This is a genomic window from Streptomyces melanosporofaciens, assembly GCF_900105695.1.
Lineage (GTDB): Bacteria > Actinomycetota > Actinomycetes > Streptomycetales > Streptomycetaceae > Streptomyces > Streptomyces antimycoticus.
Map to the genome: position 1 here is coordinate 4,855,510 of NZ_FNST01000002.1, position 24,215 is coordinate 4,879,724.

Consider the following 24,215-nt stretch of genomic DNA (forward strand, 5'->3'; position numbering starts at 1 on the left):
GGGAGCTGTTTTCGATGAGTGCCGAGTCGCCGGGGGCGAGTGACCGTATCAGCCGTTGGCGGGAGTCCTTCAGGGCGTGGCGCTGGCAGCGCCCGTTCTGGGCCGGGCTGTTGAGCCTGCTCGCGGGTCTGCCGATCATGTACTTCCCGTACAACGACGTCAACGCGGGCGGATTCACCATCAACATGTCCACCACCGCCGGATCGGCCTCGCTGATCATCGGGGTGCTGTTGGTGGTCCTGGGCCTGACCATGTGGTTCCAGCCCATGGTGCGGGTGTTCGCCGGAGTCGCCACGATCCTGCTCGGCCTGGTGTCGATCCCCGTTTCGAACTTCGGCGGCTTCCTGATGGGATTCCTGCTCGCGCTGTTCGGCGGCGGCATGAGCATCTCCTGGGCACCGGGTGAGACTCCCTCCGCGCAGCCGGCCGAGGGGCCGGGAGCGGCGCCGCAGGACGACGGGAACGGTGACAACGTGCCGGAACCGGCCGGGGCCGGGTCCGCACCGGACCAGGAAGCCAGGAATGGGAGGCACCGTGCGGGGTGAAGACCGACCCGAGCAGCCGGAGGGAGTGAGCCCGCGCCGGGTCAGAACGGGCCCGCGGCACGCGGCACCGAAGAAGTCGGTACTCACCCGCCTTCAGGTGCCCGCCGGCAAGGCCATAGCGCTGGCCGCGATGCCGACGGCCGTGCTGATGGGCATGGGGCTCACTCCGCAGCTCGCCTCGGCCAACCCGCGGCCCGAGGACCGGTACAAGGCCGGGCCGTGTGTGTCCCAGCCGGACGAGGCGGACAAGGACGACTCCAAGGGCGGCAAGGACGCCTCGGACTCGCAAAGCGACGACAAGGCTGACAAGGACTCCAAGGACGACAAGGGCGCGGACGCGAAGGGTTCGCCCGAGAAGGGCTCCCAGGACGGCTCCAAGAGCTCTGAGGACTCCTCGGACGGCAAGGCGGGCTCGGACGACGACAAGGCCACCTCCACGCCGTCTCCGTCCCGTTCCTCCTCCGCGCCGTCGTCCGGTGCCGGGGACGAGGAGCCGTCGGCCTCGCCGAGCCCGTCGAAGTCCAAGAACCCCCTGGACCCGCTGGGTCTCGGGGACGCGCTCCACGACATCCTGACGCCCGAGGAGAAGGCCAAGGAGTCGGCCGAGCCGAGCGCCTCGCCGAGCCCTTCGTCGAGCGAGGAGCCCAGCTCGTCGCCGTCGCCCTCCCCGTCGAAGTCCAAGGGCTCCGACAAGCTCACCGATCCGGTCAAGGACACGGTGGACAAGGTGGGCAAGGGCGTCAAGGACACCGTGGACGGGGTGGGGAAGACCGTCGAGGACGCCAAGGACACGGCGGACAAGGCCCTTCCGAAGCCCTCCTCGTCCGCCTCGAAGGACGCGAACGGCAAGGAGGCGTTCCCCTGCCCCGAGTTCGACGCCGACGCGTACGAGAACGCCGAGACCGAGCCGACCTCGAGCCTGCTGCCCGAGGACCCCTGGACCCTCAGGAGCACCCTGCTGAGCCTGCACGGCCTGGACTACAAGGGCATCGTGGAGGTCAAGACGCAGGGCGGCCAGGTCAAGAAGGTCCTGAAGTTCACCGCCTCGGGTGTGGACATCAAGGATCTGCACCAGCTGGTGGTGGGCCCGGCCGGGACCACGACCCATGTGCAGGCGCGCGAAGGGTCCACCTCGACCATCCGCAACGGCACGGTGACCATGTACACCGAGGAGCTGAAGGGGAACCTGCTGGGACTCATCCCGATCACCTTCAGCCCCAAGAGCCCGCCGCCGGTCAACATCCCCGAGGTGTTCTTCACCGATGTCACGGTCACGCAGGCCGGCCAGTTCGGTGGCGACCTGACCGTACCGGGCATGCATCTGTTCAAGACCGGGGAGTGACCCGGCGAGATCACCGGCCCGTTCGGGAGCCGCACGCCCCTCCTCCGGGAGGGAAACGACCGTGGGCACCGCCTCCACTCGGAGACGGTGCCCACGGTCGTGTTCGGCGCGTTACCGGCTCGCGCCGCCCAGGTGGTGCACCCGGACCATGTTGGTGGTGCCGGGGACGCCGGGAGGCGAACCGGCGGTCATGATCATGGTGTCGCCCGCGGAGTAGCGGCCCAGCTTCAGCAGCTCGGCGTCGACCAGGTCGACCATCGCGTCGGTGTGCTCGACATAGGGCACCACGAAGGACTCCACGCCCCAGCTCAGGGTGAGCTGGTTGCGGGTGGACGCGTCCGTGGTGAAGGCCACAATCGGCTGCTGGGCGCGGTAGCGGGAGAGCCGGCGGGCGGTGTCACCGGACTGGGTGAAGGCCACCAGCGACTTGGCGCCCAGGAAGTCGGCGATCTCGCACGCCGCGCGGGCCACCGAGCCCCCCTGGGTGCGCGGCTTCTTGCCGGGCACCAGCGGCTGGAGACCGCGCGAGAGCAGCTCCTGCTCGGCGGCCTGGACGATCCGGGACATCGTCTTGACCGTCTCGATCGGGTACGAGCCGACCGAGGACTCGGCGGAGAGCATCACGGCGTCCGCGCCGTCCAGGATCGCGTTGGCGACGTCGGACGCCTCGGCGCGGGTCGGCCGGGAGTTGGTGATCATCGACTCCATCATCTGGGTCGCGACGATCACCGGCTTGGCGTTGCGGCGGCAGAGCTCGATCAGCCGCTTCTGCACCATGGGGACCTTCTCCAGCGGATACTCCACCGCGAGGTCGCCACGGGCCACCATGACCCCGTCGAAGGCCGCGACGACGTCCGTCATATTGGCGACCGCCTGCGGCTTCTCCACCTTGGCGATCACCGGCACCCGGCGGCCCACCTCGTCCATGACGCGGTGGACGTCCCGGACGTCGGACGCGTCCCGGACGAAGGACAGGGCGACCATGTCGCACCCCATCCGCAGGGCGAACTTCAGGTCCTCGATGTCCTTCTCGGACAGCGCGGGCACATTGACCGCCGCACCCGGCAGGTTGATCCCCTTGTGGTCGGAGATCACCCCGCCCTCGATGACGATGGTCCGGACCCGGGAGCCCTCGACGGCGGTGACCCGCAGCTCGACATTGCCGTCGTTGATCAGGACCTGGTCGCCCTTGGACACATCGCCCGGCAGCCCCTTGTAGGTGGTGCCGCAGATGGTGCGGTCACCTTCCACGTCCTCGGTGGTGATGATGAACTCATCCCCGCGGACCAGCTCCACGGGTCCGTCCTTGAAGGTCTCCAGACGGATCTTGGGGCCCTGGAGGTCGGCGAGGACGCCGACCGCGTGCCCGGTCTCCTCGGATGCCTTGCGGACGCGGTGGTACCGCTCCTCATGCTCCGGGTGGGTTCCGTGGCTCATGTTGAACCGGGCCACGTTCATCCCGGCCTCGATGAGGGACTTCAGCTGGTCGTAGGAGTCGACAGCGGGGCCCAGAGTGCAGACGATTTTGGAACGGCGCATGAGGCAGATCCTATCGGTTTGTTTCGGAGCGGAATTTTTCAGTCTTGGGCACAGCGGTGCCGGAACCGGAGGCTAGGCGCTGACCAGGTCGAACGTCTGGCTGGCGATCTCCAGCTCCTCATCGGTGGGCACCACGGCCACCGCGACCCGGCTGGACTCCGTGGAGATCAGCCGCGCCGTGGCGGAGCGCAGTGCGTTGCGGACGCCGTCCACCTCGATGCCGAACGCGGTGAGGTCGCGCATCGCCGCCTCCCGTACCGCCGCGGAGTTCTCCCCCACACCGGCGGTGAACGCGATGGCGTCCACCCGCCCGAGTACCGCGGTGTACGCGCCCACATACTTCCGCAGTCGGTGGATGTAGATGTCGAAGGCGAGCTGCGCGGCCTGGTCGCCCTCGCCCATCCGGCGGCCGATCTCGCGCATGTCGTTGTCCCCGCACAGCCCGGCCAGCCCGCTGCGCTTGTTGAGCAGCGTGTCGATCTCATCGGTCGACATGCCGCCCACCCGGGACAGATGGAAGATCGCCGCCGGGTCGATGTCGCCCGAGCGGGTACCCATCACCAGGCCCTCCAGCGGAGTCAGCCCCATCGAGGTCTCCACGCAGACGCCGCCGCGCACCGCCGAGGCACTGGCCCCGTTGCCCAGGTGCAGCACGATCGTGTTGACCTCGGCCGGGTCCTTGCCCAGCAGGGCGGCGGTGGCCCGGGAGACATACGCGTGCGAGGTGCCGTGGAAGCCGTAGCGCCGCACCCCCCATCGGTCGGCGGTCGCCACGTCGATCGCGTAGCGCGCCGCCGCCTCCGGGATGGTCGAGTGGAACGCCGTGTCGAAGACCGCGACCTGCGGCAGATCCGGGCGCAGCGCGCGGGCCACCTTGATCCCGGTGACATTGGCCGGGTTGTGCAGCGGGGCCAGCGGGATCAGCTTCTCGATCTCCTCGACCACCTCATCGGTGATCAGGGTCGGCTCGGTGAACCGGGTGCCGCCGTGCACCACCCGGTGGCCGACCGCCGCCAGCTCGGGCGAGTCGAGGCCCAGCCCCTGGGCCGCCAGTTCGTCGGCGACCTGCTTGAGGGCCGCCGCATGGTCGGCGACGGGACCCTCACCGATCCGCTCCACGATGCCGGAGGCGGGCCGGGACCCGTCGGCCATGTCCAGAAGCTGGTACTTCACGGACGAGGAGCCGGAGTTGAGGACGAGGACTCGGGAGCCGTTCACGCGGACTGCGCCTTCTCTGCGGGGGATGCCGGGGACTGGGCCTGGATGGCGGTGATCGAGACGGTGTTGACGATGTCCTGGACGAGTGCCCCGCGGGACAGGTCGTTCACCGGCTTGCGCAGACCCTGCAGCACCGGGCCGACCGCGACGGCGCCCGCCGAGCGCTGCACGGCCTTGTAGGTGTTGTTGCCGGTGTTCAGGTCCGGGAAGATCAGCACGGTGGCGTTGCCCGCCACCTCGGAGTCGGGCAGTTTGGTCGCCGCGACGGCGGCGTCCACCGCCGCGTCGTACTGGATCGGGCCCTCCACCAGCAGATCGGGGCGGCGCTCGCGGACCAGCTCGGTCGCCTTGCGGACCTTGTCCACATCCGCGCCGGAGCCCGAGGTGCCGGTCGAGTACGACAGCATCGCGATCCTCGGCTCCACCCCGAACCGGGCGGCCGTCGTCGCCGACTGGATGGCGATGTCCGCGAGCTGCTCGGCGTCCGGGTCCGGGTTGACCGCGCAGTCGCCGTAGACCAGCACCCGGTCGGCCAGGCACATGAAGAAGACCGAGGAGACGATCTCGGCGCCCGGGGCGGTCTTGATGATCTCGAAGGCGGGCCGGATGGTGGCGGCGGTGGAGTGCACCGCGCCCGAGACCATGCCGTCGGCCAGGCCCTCCTGGACCATCAGGGTGCCGAAGTAGGAGACGTCGGCCACCACGTCGTACGCCAGCTCGTAGGAGACGCCCTTGTGGGCGCGCAGCTTCGCGTACCCCTCGGCGAAGCGCTCGCGCAGCGGGGAGGTCTGCGGATCGACGATCTGCGCCTCGGCGAGCTGGATGCCGAGCTCGGCCGCGCGCTTGCGGATCGCGTCCTCCTCGCCCAGCAGTGTGAGATCGCACACATCGCGGCGGAGCAGTACGTCGGCGGCGCGCAGCACCCGCTCCTCCGCGCCCTCGGGCAGCACCACCCGGCGGCGCCGGGACCGGGACCGCTCGATCAGCTCGCGCTCGAACATCATCGGGGTGACCCGGGCCGAGCGGCCCACCGAGATGCGCTCGGTCAGCGCGGCGGTGTCCACATGCCGTTCGAAGAGGCCGAGCGCCGTCTCCGCCTTGCGCGGCGCGCTCGCCGTGAGCTTGCCCTCGATGGCGAACAGCTCGGCCGCCGTCGGGAAGGACCCGCCCGCCACCGACACCACCGGGGTCCCCGGGGCCAGCCGCGAGGCCAGCGCCAGGATGTCCGGGCCCGGCCGCTCGTCCAGGGTGAGCAGCACCCCGGCGATCGGCGGGGAGCCGGCGCTGTGCGCGGCCAGCGCGCCCACGATCAGGTCCGCGCGGTCCCCGGGCGTCACCACCAGGCAGCCCTCGGTCAGCGCGGGCAGGAAGCTCGGCAGCATCGCGCCGCCGAAGACGAAGTCCCGCACATCCCGGGAGAGCCCGGTCTGATCGCCGAGCAGCACCTCCGCGCCCAGCGTGCGGACGATCTGGGAGACGGTGGGCGCGGACAGCGACGGGTCCTCGGGCAGCACATAGCTGGGGACCGGCAGCTTGGCGGCCAGCCGCTCGGCGATGGCCTCGCGGTCCCCGGGCACCACCCGGTTGACGACCACCGCGACCACATCGCAGCCCTGCGCCTCATAGGCGCGGTAGGCGTTGTGGGCCTCCGCGCCGGCCGACTCGGCGGTCTGCCGCTGCCCGCCGACGACCGTGATCACCGAGGCGCCGAATTCATTGGCGAGCCGTGCGTTCAGCCCCAGCTCGTCGGGGAGGCTGGTGGCCGCGTAGTCGCTGCCCAGCACCAGGACGTAGTCATACGCGTCGGCGACCTCGTGGAAGCGGCCGACGAGCTGCGAGACCAGCTCGTCGGCGCCCCGCTCGGCCTGGAGCGTGGCCGCCTCGTGATACGTCATGCCGAAGACCGACTCCGGCGACTGGCTGAGCCGGTAGCGCGCCCGCAGCAGGTCGAAGAGGCGATCGGGGCCGTCGTGCACCAGGGGGCGGAAGACCCCGACCCGGTCGACATGACGGGTCAGGAGCTCCATCACCCCCAGCTCCACGACCTGGCGTCCGTCGCCACGCTCGACTCCGGTCACGTACACGCTGCGTGTCACGCGCACTCTCCGTTCCTCTGGCGTTCTTGGGTGTTTTCCGTTTGTGCGCCCATGGGACACAAATTGGCCACATTGAACGGCCCGGTCCTCTTGACAATACCTGCGACCGTGATTAAGGCGCTGGCCGCTCGGGGGATACAGCACTACCTCGCCCATGAAACAATCGGACTGGCTCACATCTACCCGTAGGGAGCAGGAGACACAGCACGATGCGCATCGGAGTTCTCACCGCAGGCGGCGACTGCCCCGGCCTCAACGCTGTGATCCGGTCGGTGGTGCACCGCGCGGTCGCCGGCCACGGAGACGAGGTGATCGGGTTCGAGGACGGCTTCAAGGGACTTCTCGACGGCCGTCACCGCAAGCTGGACCTCGACGCCGTCAGCGGCATCCTCGCCCGCGGTGGCACCATCCTCGGCTCCTCACGGCTGGAGCGCGCCCGGCTGCGCGAGGCGTGCGAGACCTCGAAGGACCACGCGCGCGACTACGGGATAGACGTGCTGATCCCGATCGGCGGCGAGGGCACCCTGACCGCCGCGCGGATGCTCTCCGACGCGGGCCTGCCGATCGTCGGCGTCCCGAAGACGATCGACAACGACATCTCCTCCACCGACCGCACCTTCGGCTTCGACACCGCCGTCGGCGTCGCCACCGAGGCGATGGACCGGCTGAAGACCACCGCCGAATCGCATCAGCGGGTCATGGTCGTCGAGGTCATGGGACGCCACGCGGGCTGGATCGCGCTGGAGTCCGGGATGGCCGGCGGCGCCCACGGCATCTGCCTGCCGGAGCGGCCCTTCGAGGTCGACGGGCTGGTGAAGATGGTCGAGGAGCGGTTCTCCCGCGGCAAGAAGTTCGCCGTCATCTGCGTCGCCGAGGGCGCGCACCCGGCCGAGGGCTCCATGGAGTACCAGAAGGGCGCGATCGACCAGTACGGCCATGAGCGGTTCACCGGTATCGGCAACCGCCTCGCGGCCGAGCTGGAGCGGCGCCTGGGCAAGGAGGCCCGCCCGGTCATCCTGGGCCATGTGCAGCGCGGTGGCACGCCCACCGCGTACGACCGCGTGCTGGCCACCCGCTTCGGCTGGCACGCCGTGGAGGCGGCGCACCGCGGCGACTTCGGCATGATGACCGCGCTGCGCGGCACGGACATCACGATGGTGCCGATCGCCAACGCGGTCACCGAGCTCAAGACCGTTCCGGTCGACCGGATGGACGAGGCCGAGTCGGTCTTCTGAGCCGTCAGGCGCTTGCTTGCTTCTGCTGGTTGAGGGCGCTCTCGCCTCTCGTCGGCTCTCTCGTCGGCCGTGGCGGCCTTGATCATCCCCCCGTGGAAGATCAAGTCCGCCGTGGCCGTGCGCCGTTGGCGAGGTTCACTCTTGAACGAACCGCCGGAGTGAACAAGGCTGTCCCTTGTCCGGGACATGCCCCGGAGCAGTCCCGGACAGGCCCGGGACACAGGGGCGGGACACAGGGGCGGGGGAGAGAACCGTAGATGGCCGATGCCGACAGGGCTCCGGATCCACGGCGGGCACAGAGCGCCCGCGAGTTCATCGCCGCGCTGCAGGCGCTCAAGGACTGGTCCCGGCTGACCTACCGGGAGTTGGCCGCGCGGGCCGACGCGGTCGGGGACATCCTGCCGCGCAGCACCATCGCCAATATGCTCGGGCGCACCACGCTGCCCCGCGAGGAACTGGTCGCGGCCTTCGTACGGGCCTGTGGCGCGGGGCCGGCGGAGCTCACCGTCTGGCTGGCCGTCCGTAAGGACCTCGCGACGCGCGCCGCCGAACCGGGGGCGGGCCCCCTCGCGGAGGCCGCGGCGGATGCCGCCTCGGTCGAGCCACTTGAGCACGGTTCACCGGCGCCGCCGACCGTGCCCACCGCCTCCCGTACGCCCGAGGCGAGCCCCCGGCGCTCCCGTACGCGGATGCCGAGTGCCGTGCTCGCGCTGACGGCCGCCGTGGCCGCGACGGCCGCCGTGGCCGCGACGGCGGCCGTGCTCGTCTGGCGGGCGAGCGACGACGACGGCGGCGGCGAGGGCGACGGACTGGGCCGCAAGGGCGGGTCCGCGGCGGTCTCCTCGGACGGTCCGGCGCCCGCGCCCGCGCCCGGGAAGTACCGGATCCGGGCCGTCCACTCCTCGCTGTGTCTGTCCGAACGTCCCCAGGACAAGATCGCCTGGGTCTATCAGGCGCCGTGCGAGGAGGTTTTTCCCTCGTTCTCGCTCAAGCGCCTGGACGACGGGCTGTGGCGGATCGCCACCCTGCACCCCGAGCACGGCCTGGGCTGCTCCGGAATCATGGGCCAGAGCAAGGCCGAGGGCGCCTGGCTGGGCGACGACTACTGCGAGAGCAGGGGAGCGGGCGAGGAGTTCCGGCTGGAGGCCGTCGATCGGCCCACCAAGGGATTCCGGCTGCGGCCCGCGCACACCGGCCAGTGTCTGGGGCTGCCCGACGGCACGACCCGGCGCTGGGCCCATGTGGTCCAACTGCCGTGCCGGTCCGGCGCCCCGGGACAGGTCTTCCGCTTCGACCCGGTGGGCTCGGGGGTGAAGGAGGAGCCTTCCGGGCCGAAGAAGGAGCCCTCCGGGGCGAAAGAGGAGCCCTCCGGGGCGAAGAAGGAGCCCTCCGGGGCGAAGAAGGAGCCCTCCGGCGCGAAGGGATAGCCGCGCCGCCGCCGTGCCCCCGCCTCTCTGATACTGTCCCCGCCTGATCAAGGGGGAACTGGTCAGGGGATGTAAGGAGTTAAGGGCGGGATGCGTGGTTTATGGGGCCGTGTGTGGCAGCGCCGCACGCCCCTCGTCGTACTGATGGCGGTAGTGGGGATCGCGGGAACCGTCCTCGCGACCCGGGACAGCGGCGGCGGCCATCTCGCCGCCAACCAGGCCCAGTTGAGGAAGGCGTGTGACGGCACCCTGCCGTACGGGGACCTCGAACGGCTGGTGCGGGACGAGCGGCCGGGCAAGCTCAGAGAGCACGGCACGATGCTCGCCCCGGGGCAGGAGAGCCGTTCGTTGCTGGACTGCTCGCTGTCGTGGGGAGACGGCTACGGGGTCACGGTCCATGCCGAGGCGCTGGTGTCCGATGTCCCCCAGGCCGTCGAGACCCGGGACCTCCTGGAACCGGCCGGTGGCCGCGGCACCTTCGTGGCACCGGGCACCACCGGCCAGTACGGGAAGCGGGGAGCCTGGCTGGTGACCGACTGCCTGGGCGGGCTCGGCGGCCGGGTCCGGCCCACGACCGATCTGTATGTGACGGCCCGGGTGACGGACGGGACCAACGGGGCCGACGAGGCGGACGACTCCGACGAGGCGACGTCGCGGAGCGGCAAGCCGGACCGCGCCACCGCGCTCCTCGGCTTCCGTACCGCCGTACAGGTCGCCAACGTCCTCACCAAGGCCCAGCACTGCGGCTCCGGCCCGCTCACGATGCCGAAAACCGTGGTGGACACGGACGAGACCCATGGCGCGCCCGGCCGGGCGTTGCGCAAATGCGAGTGGATCGACGGCTCCTCGCTCCCTGGCATCGCCTCCGGCGCCTGGACCACCCTCGGCGATCTGCAGGAGTCCACCGGCCTGAGCGCCTGCGCCGGGGAGTGGGACGTGGAGAAGAACGCCGGCCGGCGCCCGCGCCCGAAGGAGTGGCAGGTCACCGAGGTCGAGGCGGCGAGCTGGTCGGGCGTCCTCGGCCGGTCCGCCTACAACTCCTATGAACGCGAGGGCCATGTGCCCGGGTGGGGAGCGCAGGAGGGCGAAAGCCCCTCGGAAGCCGGTTCCGAGGCGGACGCCGATCGTGGTGTGCTGCGGCAGGAGGACCGCGTCTCCTCCTACGCCGGACGGCCCCAACTCGCCCTGTGGGCAAGGTCGGTGTGCGGCGGCCGCAGCACCTACCACCGGGTCGCCGTCCTCCCCGAGATCCAGCTCGGGGACGGCGAGACCGCTGTCATCAGCGGCAAGGACCGCACCAGGCTCTCCGCCACCGCCCGTACGGTCCTCGACCGCTATCTCGACGCCGAGGACGGCTGGCCCGCGTCGGCGGACTGCCGTGACACCAAGGTGCTCGGGGAGGTGGAGCAGTGGCACTGACCCGACCCACACTCACCCGGCGCCGGGTCCGGGCCCTGGCGGCCGTCGTGGTGGCGCTGGCCGCCCTCACCGGAGCGATCGTCTGGTTCGCGGGCAGCGAGGACCGGGCGCTGGACGGGGCGTGCGACGGGGTGCTTCCGGTCGGCGAGGTCCGCGCGGTGCTCGGCGAGGACGCCGCACTGGACGTGACCAACCGCACCGAGGGCGCCTTCGGCGACAAGGCGGCCAAAAGCGGCGACAAGACAGCCAAAAGCGGCGGCAAGCGGGCCAACAGCCTGACCGTCCGCTGCCGGATCGCCGCCGAGGGCACCGGCCACATCGCCGTCACCATCGCGGGCTCGCCCCGCCCCCGCGCAGAGTACGGATACGGCGAGCTCTACGCCGCCGTACCCGCGAGCCACACGCTTCCCGTCCCCCTCGGCAACGGCTGGTCCGGCCTCTTCGCCACCGACACCGCACGGCTGGGCGACGCCGAGGACGGTACGGCCACCACCGCCGTGTTCCTCGACTGCGCCCGGCGCGGCGACAGCCTGCTGATCACCGTCGAGACCGCGTTGCGCGGCGCCACCACCCTCGACGACCCCGCCACCCGCCCCGACTTCGTCCGCACCGCCACCGCCACCGCCGAGGCGGCCAACGACCACTGGGGCTGCGGCGCCCGCCTGGGCACACCCCTCCGCAGCGTCGGCCTGCCGGTGAACGAGGACGAGTACGAACCGCTGCTCGGCGCCAAGGGCACCTGCGCGGCCGTCCCCACCGCCTCCCGCTCCGCCGTCTCCACGGCCCGCGAGACCGCCCGCGACCGCGCACCGCGCGAGAGCTGCGTCCTCGGCACGCGGGAAGGCTCACCGCTCTACCGCCTTGAGGCGTACTACGGCCCGTACGCGGAGGACGCCCGCTCCCAGTACACCCGGGACTACGACTACGAGAACGTGACCCCCGCCGAAAAGCCCGCCGGGCGGCTCGGCCAGAGCGCCTACTGGGCCGGCGCCACCTGCCCGCGCGGCGCCGAGTCCGCCCTCTACCTCATCCGCGCCGCCGACGCCGACGGCGAAACCCGCCGCCGCCCCGACCTCGCCTACGAACGCGCAGCCCTGGCGGCTTTCGCCACCGCCTCGGCCCAACACCATGGCTGCGCGGCGCCGAGCCTGCCCAAGGGCTGAACCACGGGGTCGGATCGGGGACGTCCGGCGGACTGTGCCGCCTGCGGCGGGCTGTTCCCCTCCCCGCCCCTTCCCGCAACTGGGGCTCCGCCCCAGCCCCCGGGGCGGGAACGGGCGGGCGGCATCTGGCCTCCCTGCCCGTTGCCGGGGCATCGACACGGCGGCTCCGCCGCGTGGCGGGCTCCGCCTCTGAGGTCCCTCCGCGCCCTTTCCCGTGCCTGGGGCTCTGCCTCAGGCCTCCGGTAGCGGGAATGGGCGGGCATCTGGCCTTCCTGCCCGTTGCCGGGGCGTCGATGTGGCGGCTCGGCCGCGTGGCGGGTTCCGCCTCTGGGGGTCCCTCGCCGCCTTTTCCCGTGCCTGGGGCTCTGCCTCAGCTCCCGGTGGCGGGAATGGGCGGGCATCTGGCCTCCTTGCCCGTTGCCGGGGCGTCGATGTGGCGGCTCGGCCGCGTGGCGGGTTCCGCCTCTGGGGGTCCCTCGCCGCCTTTTCCCGTGCCTGGGGCTCTGCCTCAGCTCCCGGTGGCGGGAATGGGCGGGCATCTGGCCTCCTTGCCCGTTGCCGGGGCGTCGATGTGGCGGCTCGGCCGCGTGGCGGGTTCCGCCTCTGGGGGTCCCTCCGCGCCTTTTCCCGTGCCTGGGGCTCTGCCTCAGCCCCCCGGTGGCGGGAATGGGCGGGCATCTGGCCTCCTGCCCCCTGCCGGGGGCATCGATATGGCGGTTCCGTCGTGTGGCGGGCTCCGCGCCTGGGGTCTCTTCCGAGCCCTTCCCCGTAACTGAGGCTCTGCCCCAGCCCCCTCCGGTAGCGGGAATGGGCGGGCGGGCATCTCGGCTCCCCACCCCTTGCCGGGGCATCGATATGGCGGCTCCGCCGCGTGGCGGGCTCCGCTTCTGGGGTCCAGGGGCGGAGCCTCTGGTATCGGGAAGGGGCGGGGAGGGGAAGACGTACCGCCGGGCACCCCGTAGCCGCGGCGCCGCCGTCATCCCTTGACGGCGCCGCCCAGGGCGAAGCCGCCGCCCAGGCGGCGGGAGATCAGGACGTAGAGCAGGAGCACGGGCGTGGAGTAGAGGATCGAGAAGGCGGCCAGCTGGCCGTAGACGACCTGGCCGTAGTTGCCGAAGAAGGTGAAGATCGAGACTGAGGCGGGGAGTTGTTCGGGGGAGAGCAGGAGCATGAAGGGGACGAAGAAGTTGCCCCACATCATGATGAAGCTGTAGATCATCACCACCGTGATGCCCGGGCCCATCAGCGGCAGGATGACCCGGGTCAGGCTCTGCAGCCAGGAGGCGCCGTCGGTCCAGGCGGCCTCTTCCAGGATCACCGGCACGCCGTCCATGAAGTTCTTCATCAGCCAGACGGCGAAGGGGAGCTGGGAGGCGGCGAGGAAGAGCGCCGTGCCGGACATGGTGTCGATGAGGTCCACCTGGACGAAGAGTCCGTAGACCGGAACCATGATCGCGGTGATCGGCAGACAGGTGGTGAAGAGCACCGCCAGCAGATACGGGCGCACGACGCGGGAGCGGAAGCGGGAGAGGGGATAGGCGGCCAGCGCGGCGCAGGCGACGGTCAGGATGGTGGCGCCGCCGCACAGGAGCAGGCTGTTGAGCATCGGCGTGAAGGTGATCTCGTCCGTCCACACCGCCGAGAAGTTGTCCAGCGTGGGCGAGCCGGGCGCCGAGACCCGCAGGGTGGCGTCGCTGTCGATGGAGGCCAGGACCAGCCAGGCGAGCGGGAGCAGAAACGCGGCCGCGATGAGCAGCAGCGCGGCGTCGGCGGCCAGTCGGCGGCGCCTGCTCGGGGACCAGCGGGGGCGCGGGCGGGACGTGGCGGAGCCGGGCCATGGGCGGGCGGGGCGGGCGGAGAGCGTGGACAACCTCGGACCTCCTCGCGCGCTTGCGAGCGCAGTCGATCAGCGTGCCGTCCATGAAACCGGTTGCGGCTCGTGTTGGGGAAGACGCGTGCGCGGTTCGCTCGACCTACGGCGTGTGCTTACGGCGTGTGTGTGCTTGCGGCGTCTCCTTACGGTGCCGGCGGGGCGATCGTCACCGGCTGGTCGTTCCGTAGCTGGTCGAAGAGGCGCCTCGCCTGCGTCTCGTTCCACTGCACGGCGCTGCCCTTGGAGGTCCGGAGGTTGGGGTTGGACACCGGGACGTTGAGCTGCCTGCCGTTGCCCGAGGTGACGCCCTTCATCGCCTCGAACAGGGACATCAGGTTCCGCAGGCCCATGTCCTTGTCGACGATGAGCGTGTCCAGGCCCGCGCGTACGGTCGGGAAGGCCGCGAACGGGTTGGCCAGGACGCCCGGTGTGGCGGCCTTGTCGGCGAGGGCTGCCAGGAACTTCTGCTGGTTCTGGGTGCGGCCCAGGTCGCCCTTGGCCTCCTGCTTGCGCTGGCGGACGAAGGCGAGCGCCTTGGCGCCGTCGAGGGTGTGGCAGCCCTTTTGCAGGTCCAGCCCGGATTTGGGGTCCTTGATGTCGCGGTCCACGCACATCCGTACGCCGCCGACCGCGTCCACGACATCCACGAACCCGGAGAAGCCGATCTCCGCGTAGTGGTCGATGCGCAGCCCCGTGTTGCGCTCGATGGTCGAGACGAGGAGATCGGGGCCGCCCATCGAGTACGCCGCGTTCAGCTTGTTCCGGGACGGGGCGAAGGTCTTGCCGGTGTCGGGGCGGAGGAACCCCGGGACGGTCACCCAGGAGTCGCGCGGCAGGCTCATCATCGTGGTGCCGTTGGAGCCGGTGTGCAGCACCATCATCGAGTCGGTGCGGCGGCCCTCGGCCGAGCCGGTGCGCAGGTTCTTCCTGGCCTGCTCGGAGAGGCCCTCCCGGCTGTCGGACCCCACGATGAGGTAGTTGGTGCCCTTGCCGGGCGGTGGGCGGTCCGGTGATTTGCCGAGGTCGACCTCGCGGTTGAGCTGGGTGTCGGCCCAGACGTAGGCGCTGCCGGAGGCGAGGAGCAGCGCGGAGGCGGTCACGATGGCCAGCCGGGTGATCCGGCGGCGCCGGCTGAGCGGCTCCTTGGGGGCGCGGCGCCGGACGGTGGGGGTGGAGGTGAGGGTGGGGTCGGGTTCGGGTGTGGGGGTGAGTGCGGGGGTGGCCAGGGTCTCCTCGCCCCTGCGGTACGGGGCGGGTTTCGTCGGGACGCCTGGGGCTCCCTGCGCGGGCATGCCCTGGGTGGCCCCCTGCACGGGAGTGCCCTGCCCGGGGGTGCCCTGCACGGGGATGCTCTGCGTCTCCGCCGTGGAGATGTCCCAGGCCCGCCCCGACGGCCGGTTCGCGGCGGCCCACCCGTCCAACCGATCGCTCATGGGCGCAGTCTGCCCAGCGGCCGGAGGCGCCCGCCGTCGCTTCATAGAGCTATGACAACTTCGGTCCGGCGTTGAACGCGGACCCGGTCGCCGTACGTCACTTCGATGTCAGGCTCCGGTACGCCGGCGCCTCGCCCAGCGCCTGGGCGGCCGTTCCCGAACGCTGGATGCGGTGCCACCGCAGCCGCGTCCCGAGCAGAAGGGCCACCACGGACTGGATGACCACCAGATACATCAACTGCCGGTAGACGAAGAGCTGGAACGGCAGCGACCACAGCGCCCGCATCCGCTCACCGTCCAGCCGCAGCGCGTACCCGGCGCAGACCATCTGGATCGCGAGATAGCCCAACCACACCCCGGCCGCCTGCCCCGGGTCCAGGAAGAGCGCACCGTACAGCGCGAAGAGGTCGATCACGGGCGCCAGCAGGGGCAGCAGCACCTGGAAGAGCGTGAGATAGCTGAGCCCCCGGCGGCCGAACCGCCCGACCGAGCCCAGGGAGACCACCGCGCGGCGGTGCTTCCACATGGCCTGGAGGGTGCCGTATCCCCAGCGGTAGCGCTGGCGCCAGAGCTGGCGCAGGGAGGTGGGCACCTCGGTCCAGGCGACGGCGGTTTCCTCGTACACCACCCGCCAGCCCGCCCGCCACAGCGCCATCGTCAGGTCGGTGTCCTCGGCGAGGGTGTCCTCGCTGACGCCGCCGACGCCCATCAGCGCGTCCCGCCGGAAGGCCCCGATCGCGCCGGGCACGGTGGGCATGCACTCCAGCACCTCGAACATCCGCCGGTCGAGGTTGAACCCGAAGACGTACTCCAGATGCTGCCACCGGCCCAGCAGACTGCGCCGGTTGCCGACCTTGGTGTTGCCGCTGACCGCGCCGATGGCCGGGTGGGCGAGGGGCTGGATGAGCTGGTGGACGGCGTCCGGTTCGAAGACGGTGTCGGCGTCGACCATCACCACGATGTCGTGCCGGGTGTGGGCCAGCCCGGTGTTGAGGGCGGCGGCCTTGCCCGCGTTGGGCCGGCGGACCACCAGCACCCGGGGGTCGTCGACGCTCGCGGCGATATCGGCCGTACGGTCCGTCGAGCCGTCGTCGATCACGACGATCTGCAGGCGCTGATGGGTGGAGGCCAGCAGCGACCGGATGGTGGCCTCGATGCCCGCCTCCTCGTTGTACGCGGGGATGAGCACCGTCACCGGCTCGTTGACCTCGCGCAGCCAGGGCGCGCCGGGCCGGAAGCGGGTGAGCCGCCGGACATGGGTGCGGGCGAACAACACGAGCATCAGCAGCCGCAGCACCCCCAGCGCCCCGGCGATCCCCAGCACCCAGGTCATGGTGGACACAAAGCCACGGCCGATGGCCGCGACCCGGATCAGCGCCTTGCCCTCCCAGCGTTCGAGGCCGGAGACCGGCACGTCGACCGGGGGCACGCCGAGCCCGCCGGTCACCGTGGTGAACCTCTTCGCCCGTGGGTCCTTCAGCAGCTTCTCGGTCTCCTGATACGCGGTGTCGGTCTGGCTGAACTGCCGGACCACCCCCTGCGCGGGCTTCTTGGCCGACCGGTCGGCGGCCACCAGCGCGTACCCCTCCGCGGCGACCCGCCGCGCGGCCTGCCACTCGTCGCCGCACAGCGTGTCCACATCGGTGGTCAGCGGCAGCCGCAGCAGCCTCGGCTGGACCCCCACGGAACCCGCCAGCGCCGACTCGGTGAGGGACAGCTCCATCCGGGAGCGGCCGGGGGAGGCGGTGCCCATGTCGGCGCCGGTGTAGGTGTTCGACCCGAGCTCATGGCCCTCGGCGCGGATCCGGCGTACGAGGTCGGGGTACTGCGCGGCCTTGGCGCCGGAGACGAAGAACGTGGCCCGCGCGTCGTATCTGCGCAGCAGGTCCAGCAGACGGGGGGTCTGGGCGGGGTCGGGCCCGCCGTCGTAGGTGAGCGCGACGGTTCCGGCGGGCATGCCCACGGTCCGCACCTGATCGCCGTTGATCTGCACCACCGGCCCACCGTCGGCCAGGGCCCGGGGCACCGGGCTGGCGCAGGGGCGCCGCGCCTTCGCCGCGTCGACCTCATGGGTGGTCCAGCCCTGGAACATCAGCAGGCCGAACATGACGGGAAGGACGAGGAGCAGAAGCAGCCAGTGCGCGCGCGGGTCACGGGACCGCTTGTGCCGGCCCCCTCGGGCCACATGGCTGGATTCCTGGCGTTTTTTCGACCGGTTGCCCTCAAACATGGTTGGTCGCACGGTAGTTGCGGGGCGCGGAGCGGGTCCGGCGATGCAGCGCGAATGGATAAGAATTCCCGGGTCGCCCTCCGCCGCGCCGCCGCATCACGTAGTGGGATCCGTGGTGCGCGCTCGGAAGCGGCCGCCTCCGCGAGGCGGCTCTGCTTGACTGACGCCCATGACCTCTGCCGATGCGTCCGTCTTCGAGACCACCAGGCCCGCGTCCGCCGACTACCTCATCCGGTTCGCCGCGAGCGACGCCGGACGCGACTACAAGGGGCGGCTGCTGGACGCGCTCGATCTGCGGGCCGGGCTGGCCGTCCTGGACGCGGGCTGCGGCCCCGGCGCCGATCTTCCCGCCCTCACCGAGGCGGTCGGCCCCGGCGGTACGGTCATCGGGGTCGATCGCGACCAGGAGATGCTGGACGCGGCGGCGGCGCGCACCGCCGCGCATCGGTGCGTCGAGCTGCGGCGGGGCGATGTCCACGCCCTCCCCCTGGACGACGCCGCGGTGGACCGTGCCTGCACCGACCGGGTGCTGCAGCATGTGGACGACCCGGCGCGGGCCCTGGCCGAGTTCCACCGGGTGCTGCGGCCGGGCGGGCGGCTGGTGATGGGCGAGCCCGACTGGGACACCCTCGCCGTCGACCACCCCCACCCGTCGCTCTCCCGCGCCTACACCCGCCATATCACCGAGCAGGTGATCCGCAACGCCGCCATCGGCCGCCAGCTCGCCCGTCTCGCCACCGACGCCGGGTTCCGCGTGCCGGAGGTCATTCCGGTCACCCAGGTCTTCCGCGATGTCCGCGCGGCGGACCGGGTCTTCGGATTCGAGCGCACCACCCGCCGCGCCGTCGAGGCCGGTTACCTCAGCGAGTACCAGGCGGCCGTCTGGCTGCACCACCTCGCCCACCGCCCGTTCTTCGCCTCGGCGACGCTGTACGTGGTGGTGGCGGAGGCATAGCCGACGGGTGGTTGCGCGGCGCCCTCGTCGGGAGTTCGGACGCCCGGCCGTCCACAACCGCTTCCGGCAGTGATATCGCACATGCGTGTAGCCTCAGCATTGATCAATCGTCTCGTGGCTTGGAGGAAGTACCCATGACGAAGGCCCCGTTCGTCGCCATGGCCGCCACTACGGCAGCGCTTGGGACCGCGCTCGGTTCCCTCGCGCTTCAGCTGCGCGCAGACGGCTACGAGCAGTACGTCGAATCCGTAGGCACCTTCAGCGTCCTGATGTACGTCACCGCGGCTCTGGTCGTGGTGACATGGGTCCGAGACGGTCGGCCGCACGCGAACTGAGTACCGCGTGTGCGGGCGCCAGGCTGATGCCCTGGCGCCCGCGCGGTTCTTTGTGGCCCTTGGCGCGTGTCGATTCGGCACGCGCCCTGGCAGCCACCGCGGCCCGTCGCTCAGGCGGCCCGGAACCAGGTCGCCAGGGCCTCGTGCAAGCCGTCGTTCGTCGTGCCCTGCCAGGCGATGTAGCAGTCGGGCCGCAGGAGTAGGGCGGTGTCCAGGCCGGGGGCGGGCGCGGTGTCCACGTGGGGTGACCAGGGGCCCGGGTCGAGAGTGGCGGTGGGGTCCAGGAGGAGAGGGCGCGCGGTGCGGGTCAGGTCGCGCAGGCCCGGGAGGTCCGGGGCCCAGTGGCCGACGAGCGGGCCGGTCGCCGGGCCCATGTCGTACGTGATGTCCGCGCCGGCGAGCAGCCCCGCGATGTGCTGCCGGGTCGCGGGCTGGTCGAGCAGTTCGCCGAACAGTTCGCGCAGCGCCGTCACCTCGCCGCCCGGCTGGATCAGCAGCGACTGCGCCTGCGTGTGCATGGCGACTCGCCGCGCCGCCGGATGTCGTTCCGACTCGTATGTGTCGAGTAGCCCCTCCGCCGCGTGGCCGCGGACTTCCGCCGCCAGCTTCCAGCCGAGGTTGACCGCGTCCTGGAGGCCCAGGTTGAGCCCCGGGCCGCCGATCGCCGAGTGCACATGCGCGGCGTCGCCGAGCAGCAGGACACGGCCCGCGCGGTAGCGCTCGGCGATCCTGGTGTTGCCGCCGAACAGCCGCCGCATCAGGTGTGGTCCCGGCCCGGTCGGCGGGTCGAGGGTGATGTCCGTGCCGAGCACCCGGCGGGCGCCGGCCCGCAGTTCGTCCAGCGATGCCTCGCCCTCGGGGGGCTGCCCCCATTCCACGGTGGTCAGCTTCGGGTCGCCGTCCGGGGACGGTGCCCAGGCGATCAGCCCGTGCTCGGTGCGCAGATGCTGGAACGGCGGGATGGCGCCGAAACCGGGCACGGTGAGGCTGCCGTCCGGGCCGATCAGGTCTGCGGGCACGCTCACATGTCCGGTGCGCGACACCGAGTCGTCGCTGGTCACGCCGGGAAAGTCGATGCCCGTGAGCTTGCGGACCGTGCTGCGCCCGCCGTCCGCGCCGACCAGGAACTCCGCCTCGATCGGCACCCCCTCGCGCAGCTCGACCGTCACCGACTTCTCGCCCTGCGTCAGCCCGATGACCTCGTGGCCGCGCCGGATGTCGACGCCCAGCTCCGCCGCGCGCTCGGTGAGCATCCGCTCGATCCGGAGCTGTGGCACCAGCAGTGTGTACAGCGGGTTGTCCGGCAGATCGCTCAGGTCGAGCGGGAACGCGCCGAAGGTGAAACGGGGCGCCGGTGTGGGCGTGGTGCCGGGTGTGGCCAGCCGCTCGTACAGCCCGCGCCGGTCGAGCATGCGGATGACCTGGCCCACGAGGCCGTTCGCACGCTGTGTGTCGGTGGGTTCGGTGAGGCGTTCCAGGACGACCGGGCGCACACCGGCCAGGGCGAGTTCGCAGGCGAGCATCAGGCCGTTGGGCCCCGCGCCTGCGATGACGACCTCGATCATGAATTCCCCTTCGGGGCAGATGGTTTATGGGGTGGACAGGCCCGTCGCGAACCGGGCGAGGGCGTCCATGAGCAGGGGGCGCACCGGCACGGGCGGATTGGTGCGGAGATGGTGGGCGATGGCGGTGTGTACGGCGGCCACCACCGCCGACGCGACGAGGTGCGGGTACAGGTCCTGATCGAGGTCGCCGCCGGTGCGTTCGGCGATGGCCGCCGCGATCTCGGCCTCGGCGATCGCTCCGGCGCGGAGCATCTCGCCACGCAGGGCCGGTTCGGCGACCATCACGCGCACACCGGCCGTCCACTGCGCCACGTCGGCGGCGGGGGGATGGGCCACCGACTCCGCGTCCGCAGCGAACTGCAGCAGTACGGAGTCGGTGATCGCGTCCCACAGCGGCTCGTCCGGCCGCTCGCGCAGCGCCTCCGCGATGCGCAGAAAGCGATCGAGATGGCGGAACGCGATCGCCTCGGCCTTGCTCGAGAAGTAGTTGTTGAACGTACGCGGCGAGACACCGGCCGCCTCGGCGATGTCCTCCACCTTGACCTTGTCGAACCCCCGCTCCACGGTCAGCCGGATCGCGGCCCAGCTCAGCGCCGCGTGCGTCTGGGCCTTCTTGCGCTCTCGCAGTCCCATGCGATGAGAGTAGCAATTTTTGCGCGCTCCGCAAATCTGCGGGGCACGCAGCTTTTGTTAGGGCTCGGTTTGGGTCGGTGAGCCGGTCAGGTCGAGCTCGGCCCAGATCTCCTTGCCTACGGTCCGCTCCCGCACGCCCCAACGTGCGGCGAGCGTACGGACGATGGGCAGGCCACGGCCGTGCCTGTCGCGGGGCGACGGATGGCGGGGGCGGGGGAGTCGCTCGCCCCGGGGGTCGGATACGGCGATGCGTAAGCGGGTCTTGGTGAGGGTGAGCTGGACCCGGAACAGCCGCCCGGGGATGCGGGCGTGCCGCACGGCGTTGGTGGCCAGCTCGGACACGATGAGCGCGGCGTCGTCGGCGAATGCGGGGTGCCCCCACTCGGAGATCAGTCGGGTGGCGTGCCGGCGGGCCCTGGTCACGCTTATCGGTGTCGGGACGTAGTCGACGCGGCCCTCGTCGACGACGGGGTCGCTGGGGTCCGGGATCCGGGGGTCTTGGGGCGCGAATGCCATCGCGTACCTCCAGTGGGCAGGGCAGGGCGGAGTCCGTCCGCCAACTGACGTCCCTGTGTGAGCGGTTCATTACGGACCGTAGCCCCGTCGGTGTGATCGGTTCAACTCCACTGAGGAAAATTCAACCGATCTGCCTTGCGGGGTGCTTCGCTACGCTCCAGACTGGCGTCACATCACGGAGGAGAGGTAAGCGGTGACAGAGGGTCAGTCCACCCAAGGGAACAGCACATCAAGCGTCTTGGGGAGGAGACTGGGCGCCGAGCTGATGAGCCTCCGGGCCCGAGCGGGCCTGACGCAGACGCATGCGGCGAAGGCGCTCAGCGCTTCGACGGGCAAGGTCGCCAAGATGGAGGGCGGGTGGGTTCCCGTCCGGGACCCGGACATCCGCGCCCTGTGCGCGTTGTACGGCGCCAACGACCCTGCGACGGTGGGCGCGCTGCTGGAACTGGCGCGCATCGACCGGGAACGCCGTAAGGCGAAGGGTTGGTGGAACGAGGCCGCGTTCACCGGCACGATGAAGGAGTACGTGCCGCTGGAGAATGCTGCCACCGCGATCAAGGCGTGGCAGGTTTCTTTCATCCCGGGCCTGCTCCAGACCGTTGGCTACGCACGATCAGTGCGCCGAGTGACCGTGCCGGATGAGCATCCGGACCGCGTGGAGGAGTTCGCTGCCGCCCGAGCCGCGCGGCAGCGCAGGCTTTCGGGTGAGTCGCCACTCTCCCTCTGGGCCATCGTTCCGGAAGCGGCGCTGCGCATTCCCGGCGCCGAACCCGAGATGGCGCGTGAGCAGTTGTCGGCCCTCCTCGACTGGGGCGAGCGGCCGAACGTCACCATCCAGGTACTCCCGTTCAGTGCCGGACTCGTCGCGGGGCTCACGGGCTCCTTCAACGTCCTCTCATTCGCCGAGCCCGGAGCCATGGACGTGGTCTACATGGAGCTGCCGCTATCCGAAATGTGGGTGGAGGGTGGCGATGGCGCCGCGCAGCACGCAAAACTGTTCGATGAGACTGCGAAGATTGCGCTCTCCGAGGCCCAGTCCCGCACCTTCATCGGGGCGCTGATCAAGAAACTGTGAGCTCATGACGACCTTCGATTTCCGCAAGTCGAGCTACAGCAATGGAACGCAGGAGTGTGTTGAGGTAGCCACGAACGTGCAGGGCGTCGTAGCGATACGTGACTCCAAGAACCCCGCCGGTCCGATACTCAGGTTCACCCCCGCCACCTGGGCGGACTTCCATGCCGCCCTCGCCGAGGGCCACCTCCCACAAGGACGGTGAGCGTGGCCCGCTGCCCGGCGACCGCAATCAGCCGCGCGGGCCGCCCCGCGCGGTTCTGCGGGGCGGCGTGCCGGCAGAAGGCCCACCGCCGGCGCACGCGCACCAGCGGCTGACCGCCTGCCCGTGGACGACCGGCTGTCCGTGGCCGACCGCCTGTCCGTGGCCGATCGGACGCGGAGGCGGCGGGGTGACGTACGTCATGGGAACGCGGCCGTCTCCGCGGACAGTTGAGGGTGTGATCACAGACAGGGACATCAGCCCGGCGTCGGGCACCGGACCGTCGATGAGCGCCGCGGCGGCGGTGTGCGCCCTGCTGGTCGCGGCGGTGCTGACGGGGGCCGCGCTCGCGGCCCCCGGGTCCGGCCTCGGCGTGCGGACGGAAGGCGTGGCCACCGAGGCGGAAGCCCCCACCGGCGTGGAAACCGCCCCTGGGGATCCGGCCGGGTCCATCGCCCCGGCGGGGTTCGGGACGGAGTTCAGAGTGAGGGCTCAGACCTCCTCGCGCATCAGCCTCAGATACACCAGCGAGAACAGGGCTCCCACCAGCAGCAACAGCAGCGCCACCGCCGTGCCGTAACCGATGAGGGACTTGTTGAACGCCTGGTCGTACATGAAGACCGGGAGCGTCTGGCTGCGGTTTCCCGGGCCGCCTCGGGTCATCGCCCAGATGAGGCCGAACACCGACAGCGTCTGCAAGGTGTTCAGCATCAGATTGGTGCCGATGGAGCGGCGGATCATCGGCAGGGTGATGTGCCAGAAGCGGCTCAGCCCGCCGGCGCCGTCGACCTCCGCCGCCTCGGTGATCTCCTTGGGGATCTCGGACAGGGCGGCGGAGTAGACGAGCATCGAGAAGGCCGTGCCGCGCCAGACGTTGGCGAAGGACACGGCGAGGATGGGCAGGGTGTAGAGCCAGTTCTGGGACGGCAGGCCCAGCCAGTCCAGCAGGGCGTTGAGCGTGCCCTCGCGGCGGAAGAACGCGTACAGCAGGAAGCCCGCCACGATCTCGGGGACGACCCAGGCCGCGATGACGATCGCGCCGGTCAGGGTCCGCACCGGGCGGGAGGCGCGCTGCATCAGAGCGGCGAGGGCCAGGCCCAGGGTGTTCTGGCCGACGAGGGAGGAGAGCAGGGTGAAGACGAGGGTGAGGACGACGGCGTTGCGGAAGTCGTCGTCCCCGAAGGCGCGCCGGAAGTTGTCCAGCCCCACGAAGTCCGTGGAGGACGCGCCCGTGAGCTGCATATTGGTGAAGGCGATATAGACGCAGTACGCGATGGGGCCACCGAGGAAGAGCAGCAGCATGACGGTGGCGGGGGCGAGCGGGAGCCAGCGCAGGGGGCGGCCGCGACGGGGGCCCGGGCGGGCCGGGGTCTCCGTCGGGGCCGCCGCCACTTTGGTCACGGTTGCCATCGGGGCC

20 protein-coding genes are annotated in these 24,215 nt (G+C 71.1%); 10 read left to right on the top strand and 10 right to left on the bottom strand.

Annotation, left to right across the window (positions count from 1 at the left end; translation table 11 throughout):
• Positions 1 to 14: 14 nt before the first annotated feature.
• Positions 15 to 545, top strand: coding sequence for a DUF6114 domain-containing protein (locus tag BLV72_RS23940; RefSeq protein WP_093464739.1), 531 nt, complete (start codon positions 15 to 17; stop codon positions 543 to 545).
• Entirely contained in the window at positions 523 to 1,887 is a 1,365-nt protein-coding gene (locus BLV72_RS23945) for a hydrogenase expression protein HypF (protein ID WP_093464741.1), read from the top strand. The genes BLV72_RS23940 and BLV72_RS23945 overlap by 23 nt, the downstream gene beginning before the upstream one ends.
• Positions 1,888 to 1,998: 111 nt before the next feature.
• Here BLV72_RS23945 and pyk read toward each other — a convergent pair whose 3' ends face one another.
• The 3 genes from pyk to pta form a co-directional block, all read right to left on the bottom strand.
• The gene (gene pyk / locus BLV72_RS23950; protein ID WP_093464742.1) at positions 1,999 to 3,426 is read right to left on the bottom strand and encodes a pyruvate kinase; all 1,428 of its coding nucleotides are present in this window, start codon (positions 3,424 to 3,426) and stop codon (positions 1,999 to 2,001) included.
• A 72-nt stretch (positions 3,427 to 3,498) separates the two neighbouring features.
• Positions 3,499 to 4,644, bottom strand: a complete 1,146-nt coding sequence (locus BLV72_RS23955) for an acetate kinase (RefSeq protein ID WP_093464744.1) — start codon at positions 4,642 to 4,644, stop codon at positions 3,499 to 3,501.
• A complete protein-coding gene (gene pta / locus BLV72_RS23960; protein WP_093470512.1) occupies positions 4,641 to 6,740 on the bottom strand; it encodes a phosphate acetyltransferase in 2,100 nt (699 codons plus the stop codon). The genes BLV72_RS23955 and pta overlap by 4 nt, the downstream gene beginning before the upstream one ends.
• Before the next feature lie 209 nt (positions 6,741 to 6,949).
• Here pta and BLV72_RS23965 point away from each other — a divergent pair, with 209 nt between their 5' ends.
• The 4 genes from BLV72_RS23965 (at position 6,950) to BLV72_RS48035 (ending at position 11,984) form a co-directional block, all read left to right on the top strand.
• Positions 6,950 to 7,975: a 6-phosphofructokinase gene (locus tag BLV72_RS23965; RefSeq protein WP_059147632.1), complete on the top strand. Its 1,026-nt coding sequence runs from the start codon at positions 6,950 to 6,952 to the stop codon at positions 7,973 to 7,975.
• A 257-nt stretch (positions 7,976 to 8,232) separates the two neighbouring features.
• A complete protein-coding gene (locus BLV72_RS23970; RefSeq protein ID WP_093464745.1) occupies positions 8,233 to 9,402 on the top strand; it encodes an XRE family transcriptional regulator in 1,170 nt (389 codons plus the stop codon).
• Positions 9,403 to 9,492: 90 nt separating this feature from the next.
• Positions 9,493 to 10,821 carry a hypothetical protein gene (locus tag BLV72_RS23975; protein ID WP_093464746.1) on the top strand — a complete coding sequence of 443 codons (1,329 nt, stop codon included), beginning with the start codon at positions 9,493 to 9,495 and terminating at the stop codon, positions 10,819 to 10,821.
• On the top strand, positions 10,812 to 11,984 hold the full coding sequence (locus tag BLV72_RS48035) for a hypothetical protein (protein WP_093464748.1): 1,173 nt from the start codon (positions 10,812 to 10,814) through the stop codon (positions 11,982 to 11,984). Before BLV72_RS23975 ends, BLV72_RS48035 begins: the two co-directional genes overlap by 10 nt.
• Before the next feature lie 976 nt (positions 11,985 to 12,960).
• On the opposite strand, the gene BLV72_RS23985 is transcribed toward BLV72_RS48035, so the two are convergent.
• The 3 genes from BLV72_RS23985 to BLV72_RS23995 all read right to left on the bottom strand — a co-directional run bounded on the left by BLV72_RS23985 (position 12,961) and on the right by BLV72_RS23995 (position 17,520).
• Positions 12,961 to 13,854, bottom strand: coding sequence for a carbohydrate ABC transporter permease (locus BLV72_RS23985; RefSeq protein WP_425288390.1), 894 nt, complete (start codon positions 13,852 to 13,854; stop codon positions 12,961 to 12,963).
• Between the two features lie 146 nt (positions 13,855 to 14,000).
• On the bottom strand, positions 14,001 to 15,290 hold the full coding sequence (locus tag BLV72_RS23990; protein WP_093464749.1) for an LCP family protein: 1,290 nt from the start codon (positions 15,288 to 15,290) through the stop codon (positions 14,001 to 14,003).
• Positions 15,291 to 15,387: 97 nt separating this feature from the next.
• On the bottom strand, positions 15,388 to 17,520 hold the full coding sequence (locus tag BLV72_RS23995; RefSeq protein ID WP_093464751.1) for a bifunctional polysaccharide deacetylase/glycosyltransferase family 2 protein: 2,133 nt from the start codon (positions 17,518 to 17,520) through the stop codon (positions 15,388 to 15,390).
• Positions 17,521 to 17,689: 169 nt separating this feature from the next.
• Here BLV72_RS23995 and BLV72_RS24000 point away from each other — a divergent pair, with 169 nt between their 5' ends.
• Positions 17,690 to 18,475 carry a methyltransferase domain-containing protein gene (locus tag BLV72_RS24000; protein ID WP_093464752.1) on the top strand — a complete coding sequence of 262 codons (786 nt, stop codon included), beginning with the start codon at positions 17,690 to 17,692 and terminating at the stop codon, positions 18,473 to 18,475.
• A 134-nt stretch (positions 18,476 to 18,609) separates the two neighbouring features.
• The gene (locus BLV72_RS24005) at positions 18,610 to 18,810 is read left to right on the top strand and encodes an SCO3870 family protein (protein WP_093464753.1); all 201 of its coding nucleotides are present in this window, start codon (positions 18,610 to 18,612) and stop codon (positions 18,808 to 18,810) included.
• Positions 18,811 to 18,920: 110 nt separating this feature from the next.
• Here the strand turns inward: BLV72_RS24005 and BLV72_RS24010 are convergent, their stop codons facing one another.
• The 3 genes from BLV72_RS24010 to BLV72_RS24020 are packed head-to-tail and all read right to left on the bottom strand — an operon-like array spanning position 18,921 to position 21,524.
• Entirely contained in the window at positions 18,921 to 20,375 is a 1,455-nt protein-coding gene (locus tag BLV72_RS24010; RefSeq protein ID WP_093464755.1) for an FAD-dependent monooxygenase, read from the bottom strand.
• Between the two features lie 24 nt (positions 20,376 to 20,399).
• Positions 20,400 to 21,008 (bottom strand): acyl-CoA-like ligand-binding transcription factor, encoded by a 609-nt coding sequence (locus BLV72_RS24015; protein ID WP_093464756.1) that lies wholly within the window; start codon positions 21,006 to 21,008, stop codon positions 20,400 to 20,402.
• A gap of 57 nt (positions 21,009 to 21,065) precedes the next feature.
• Positions 21,066 to 21,524, bottom strand: coding sequence for an ATP-binding protein (locus BLV72_RS24020; RefSeq protein ID WP_093464758.1), 459 nt, complete (start codon positions 21,522 to 21,524; stop codon positions 21,066 to 21,068).
• A 193-nt stretch (positions 21,525 to 21,717) separates the two neighbouring features.
• Between BLV72_RS24020 and BLV72_RS24025 the strand changes: the two genes are divergently transcribed.
• Together BLV72_RS24025 and BLV72_RS24030 are read left to right on the top strand one after the other, a co-directional pair.
• A complete protein-coding gene (locus tag BLV72_RS24025) occupies positions 21,718 to 22,599 on the top strand; it encodes a helix-turn-helix domain-containing protein (protein ID WP_093464759.1) in 882 nt (293 codons plus the stop codon).
• A 4-nt stretch (positions 22,600 to 22,603) separates the two neighbouring features.
• Complete coding sequence (locus BLV72_RS24030; protein WP_093464761.1) at positions 22,604 to 22,801, top strand: DUF397 domain-containing protein; 198 nt, start codon at positions 22,604 to 22,606, stop codon at positions 22,799 to 22,801.
• Between the two features lie 489 nt (positions 22,802 to 23,290).
• Here BLV72_RS24030 and BLV72_RS24035 read toward each other — a convergent pair whose 3' ends face one another.
• Positions 23,291 to 24,208, bottom strand: coding sequence for a carbohydrate ABC transporter permease (locus tag BLV72_RS24035; protein ID WP_093464762.1), 918 nt, complete (start codon positions 24,206 to 24,208; stop codon positions 23,291 to 23,293).
• Positions 24,209 to 24,215: the final 7 nt, after the last annotated feature.

Bases quoted from the DNA above. Each gene is read 5' to 3' on its own strand.
- BLV72_RS23945 (WP_093464741.1), top strand. From the start codon at position 523: ATGGGAGGCACCGTGCGGGGTGAAGACCGACCCGAGCAGCCGGAGGGA.
- BLV72_RS23970 (WP_093464745.1), top strand. From the start codon at position 8,233: ATGGCCGATGCCGACAGGGCTCCGGATCCACGGCGGGCACAGAGCGCC.
- BLV72_RS23990 (WP_093464749.1), bottom strand. From the start codon at position 15,290: ATGAGCGATCGGTTGGACGGGTGGGCCGCCGCGAACCGGCCGTCGGGG.
- BLV72_RS23975 (WP_093464746.1), top strand. From the start codon at position 9,493: ATGCGTGGTTTATGGGGCCGTGTGTGGCAGCGCCGCACGCCCCTCGTC.
- BLV72_RS24010 (WP_093464755.1), bottom strand. From the start codon at position 20,375: ATGATCGAGGTCGTCATCGCAGGCGCGGGGCCCAACGGCCTGATGCTC.
- BLV72_RS24000 (WP_093464752.1), top strand. From the start codon at position 17,690: ATGACCTCTGCCGATGCGTCCGTCTTCGAGACCACCAGGCCCGCGTCC.
- BLV72_RS23965 (WP_059147632.1), top strand. From the start codon at position 6,950: ATGCGCATCGGAGTTCTCACCGCAGGCGGCGACTGCCCCGGCCTCAAC.
- BLV72_RS24020 (WP_093464758.1), bottom strand. From the start codon at position 21,524: ATGGCATTCGCGCCCCAAGACCCCCGGATCCCGGACCCCAGCGACCCC.
- BLV72_RS24035 (WP_093464762.1), bottom strand. From the start codon at position 24,208: ATGGCAACCGTGACCAAAGTGGCGGCGGCCCCGACGGAGACCCCGGCC.
- BLV72_RS24005 (WP_093464753.1), top strand. From the start codon at position 18,610: ATGACGAAGGCCCCGTTCGTCGCCATGGCCGCCACTACGGCAGCGCTT.
- BLV72_RS24030 (WP_093464761.1), top strand. From the start codon at position 22,604: ATGACGACCTTCGATTTCCGCAAGTCGAGCTACAGCAATGGAACGCAG.
- BLV72_RS24015 (WP_093464756.1), bottom strand. From the start codon at position 21,008: ATGGGACTGCGAGAGCGCAAGAAGGCCCAGACGCACGCGGCGCTGAGC.
- BLV72_RS23940 (WP_093464739.1), top strand. From the start codon at position 15: ATGAGTGCCGAGTCGCCGGGGGCGAGTGACCGTATCAGCCGTTGGCGG.
- pyk (WP_093464742.1), bottom strand. From the start codon at position 3,426: ATGCGCCGTTCCAAAATCGTCTGCACTCTGGGCCCCGCTGTCGACTCC.
- BLV72_RS23995 (WP_093464751.1), bottom strand. From the start codon at position 17,520: ATGTTTGAGGGCAACCGGTCGAAAAAACGCCAGGAATCCAGCCATGTG.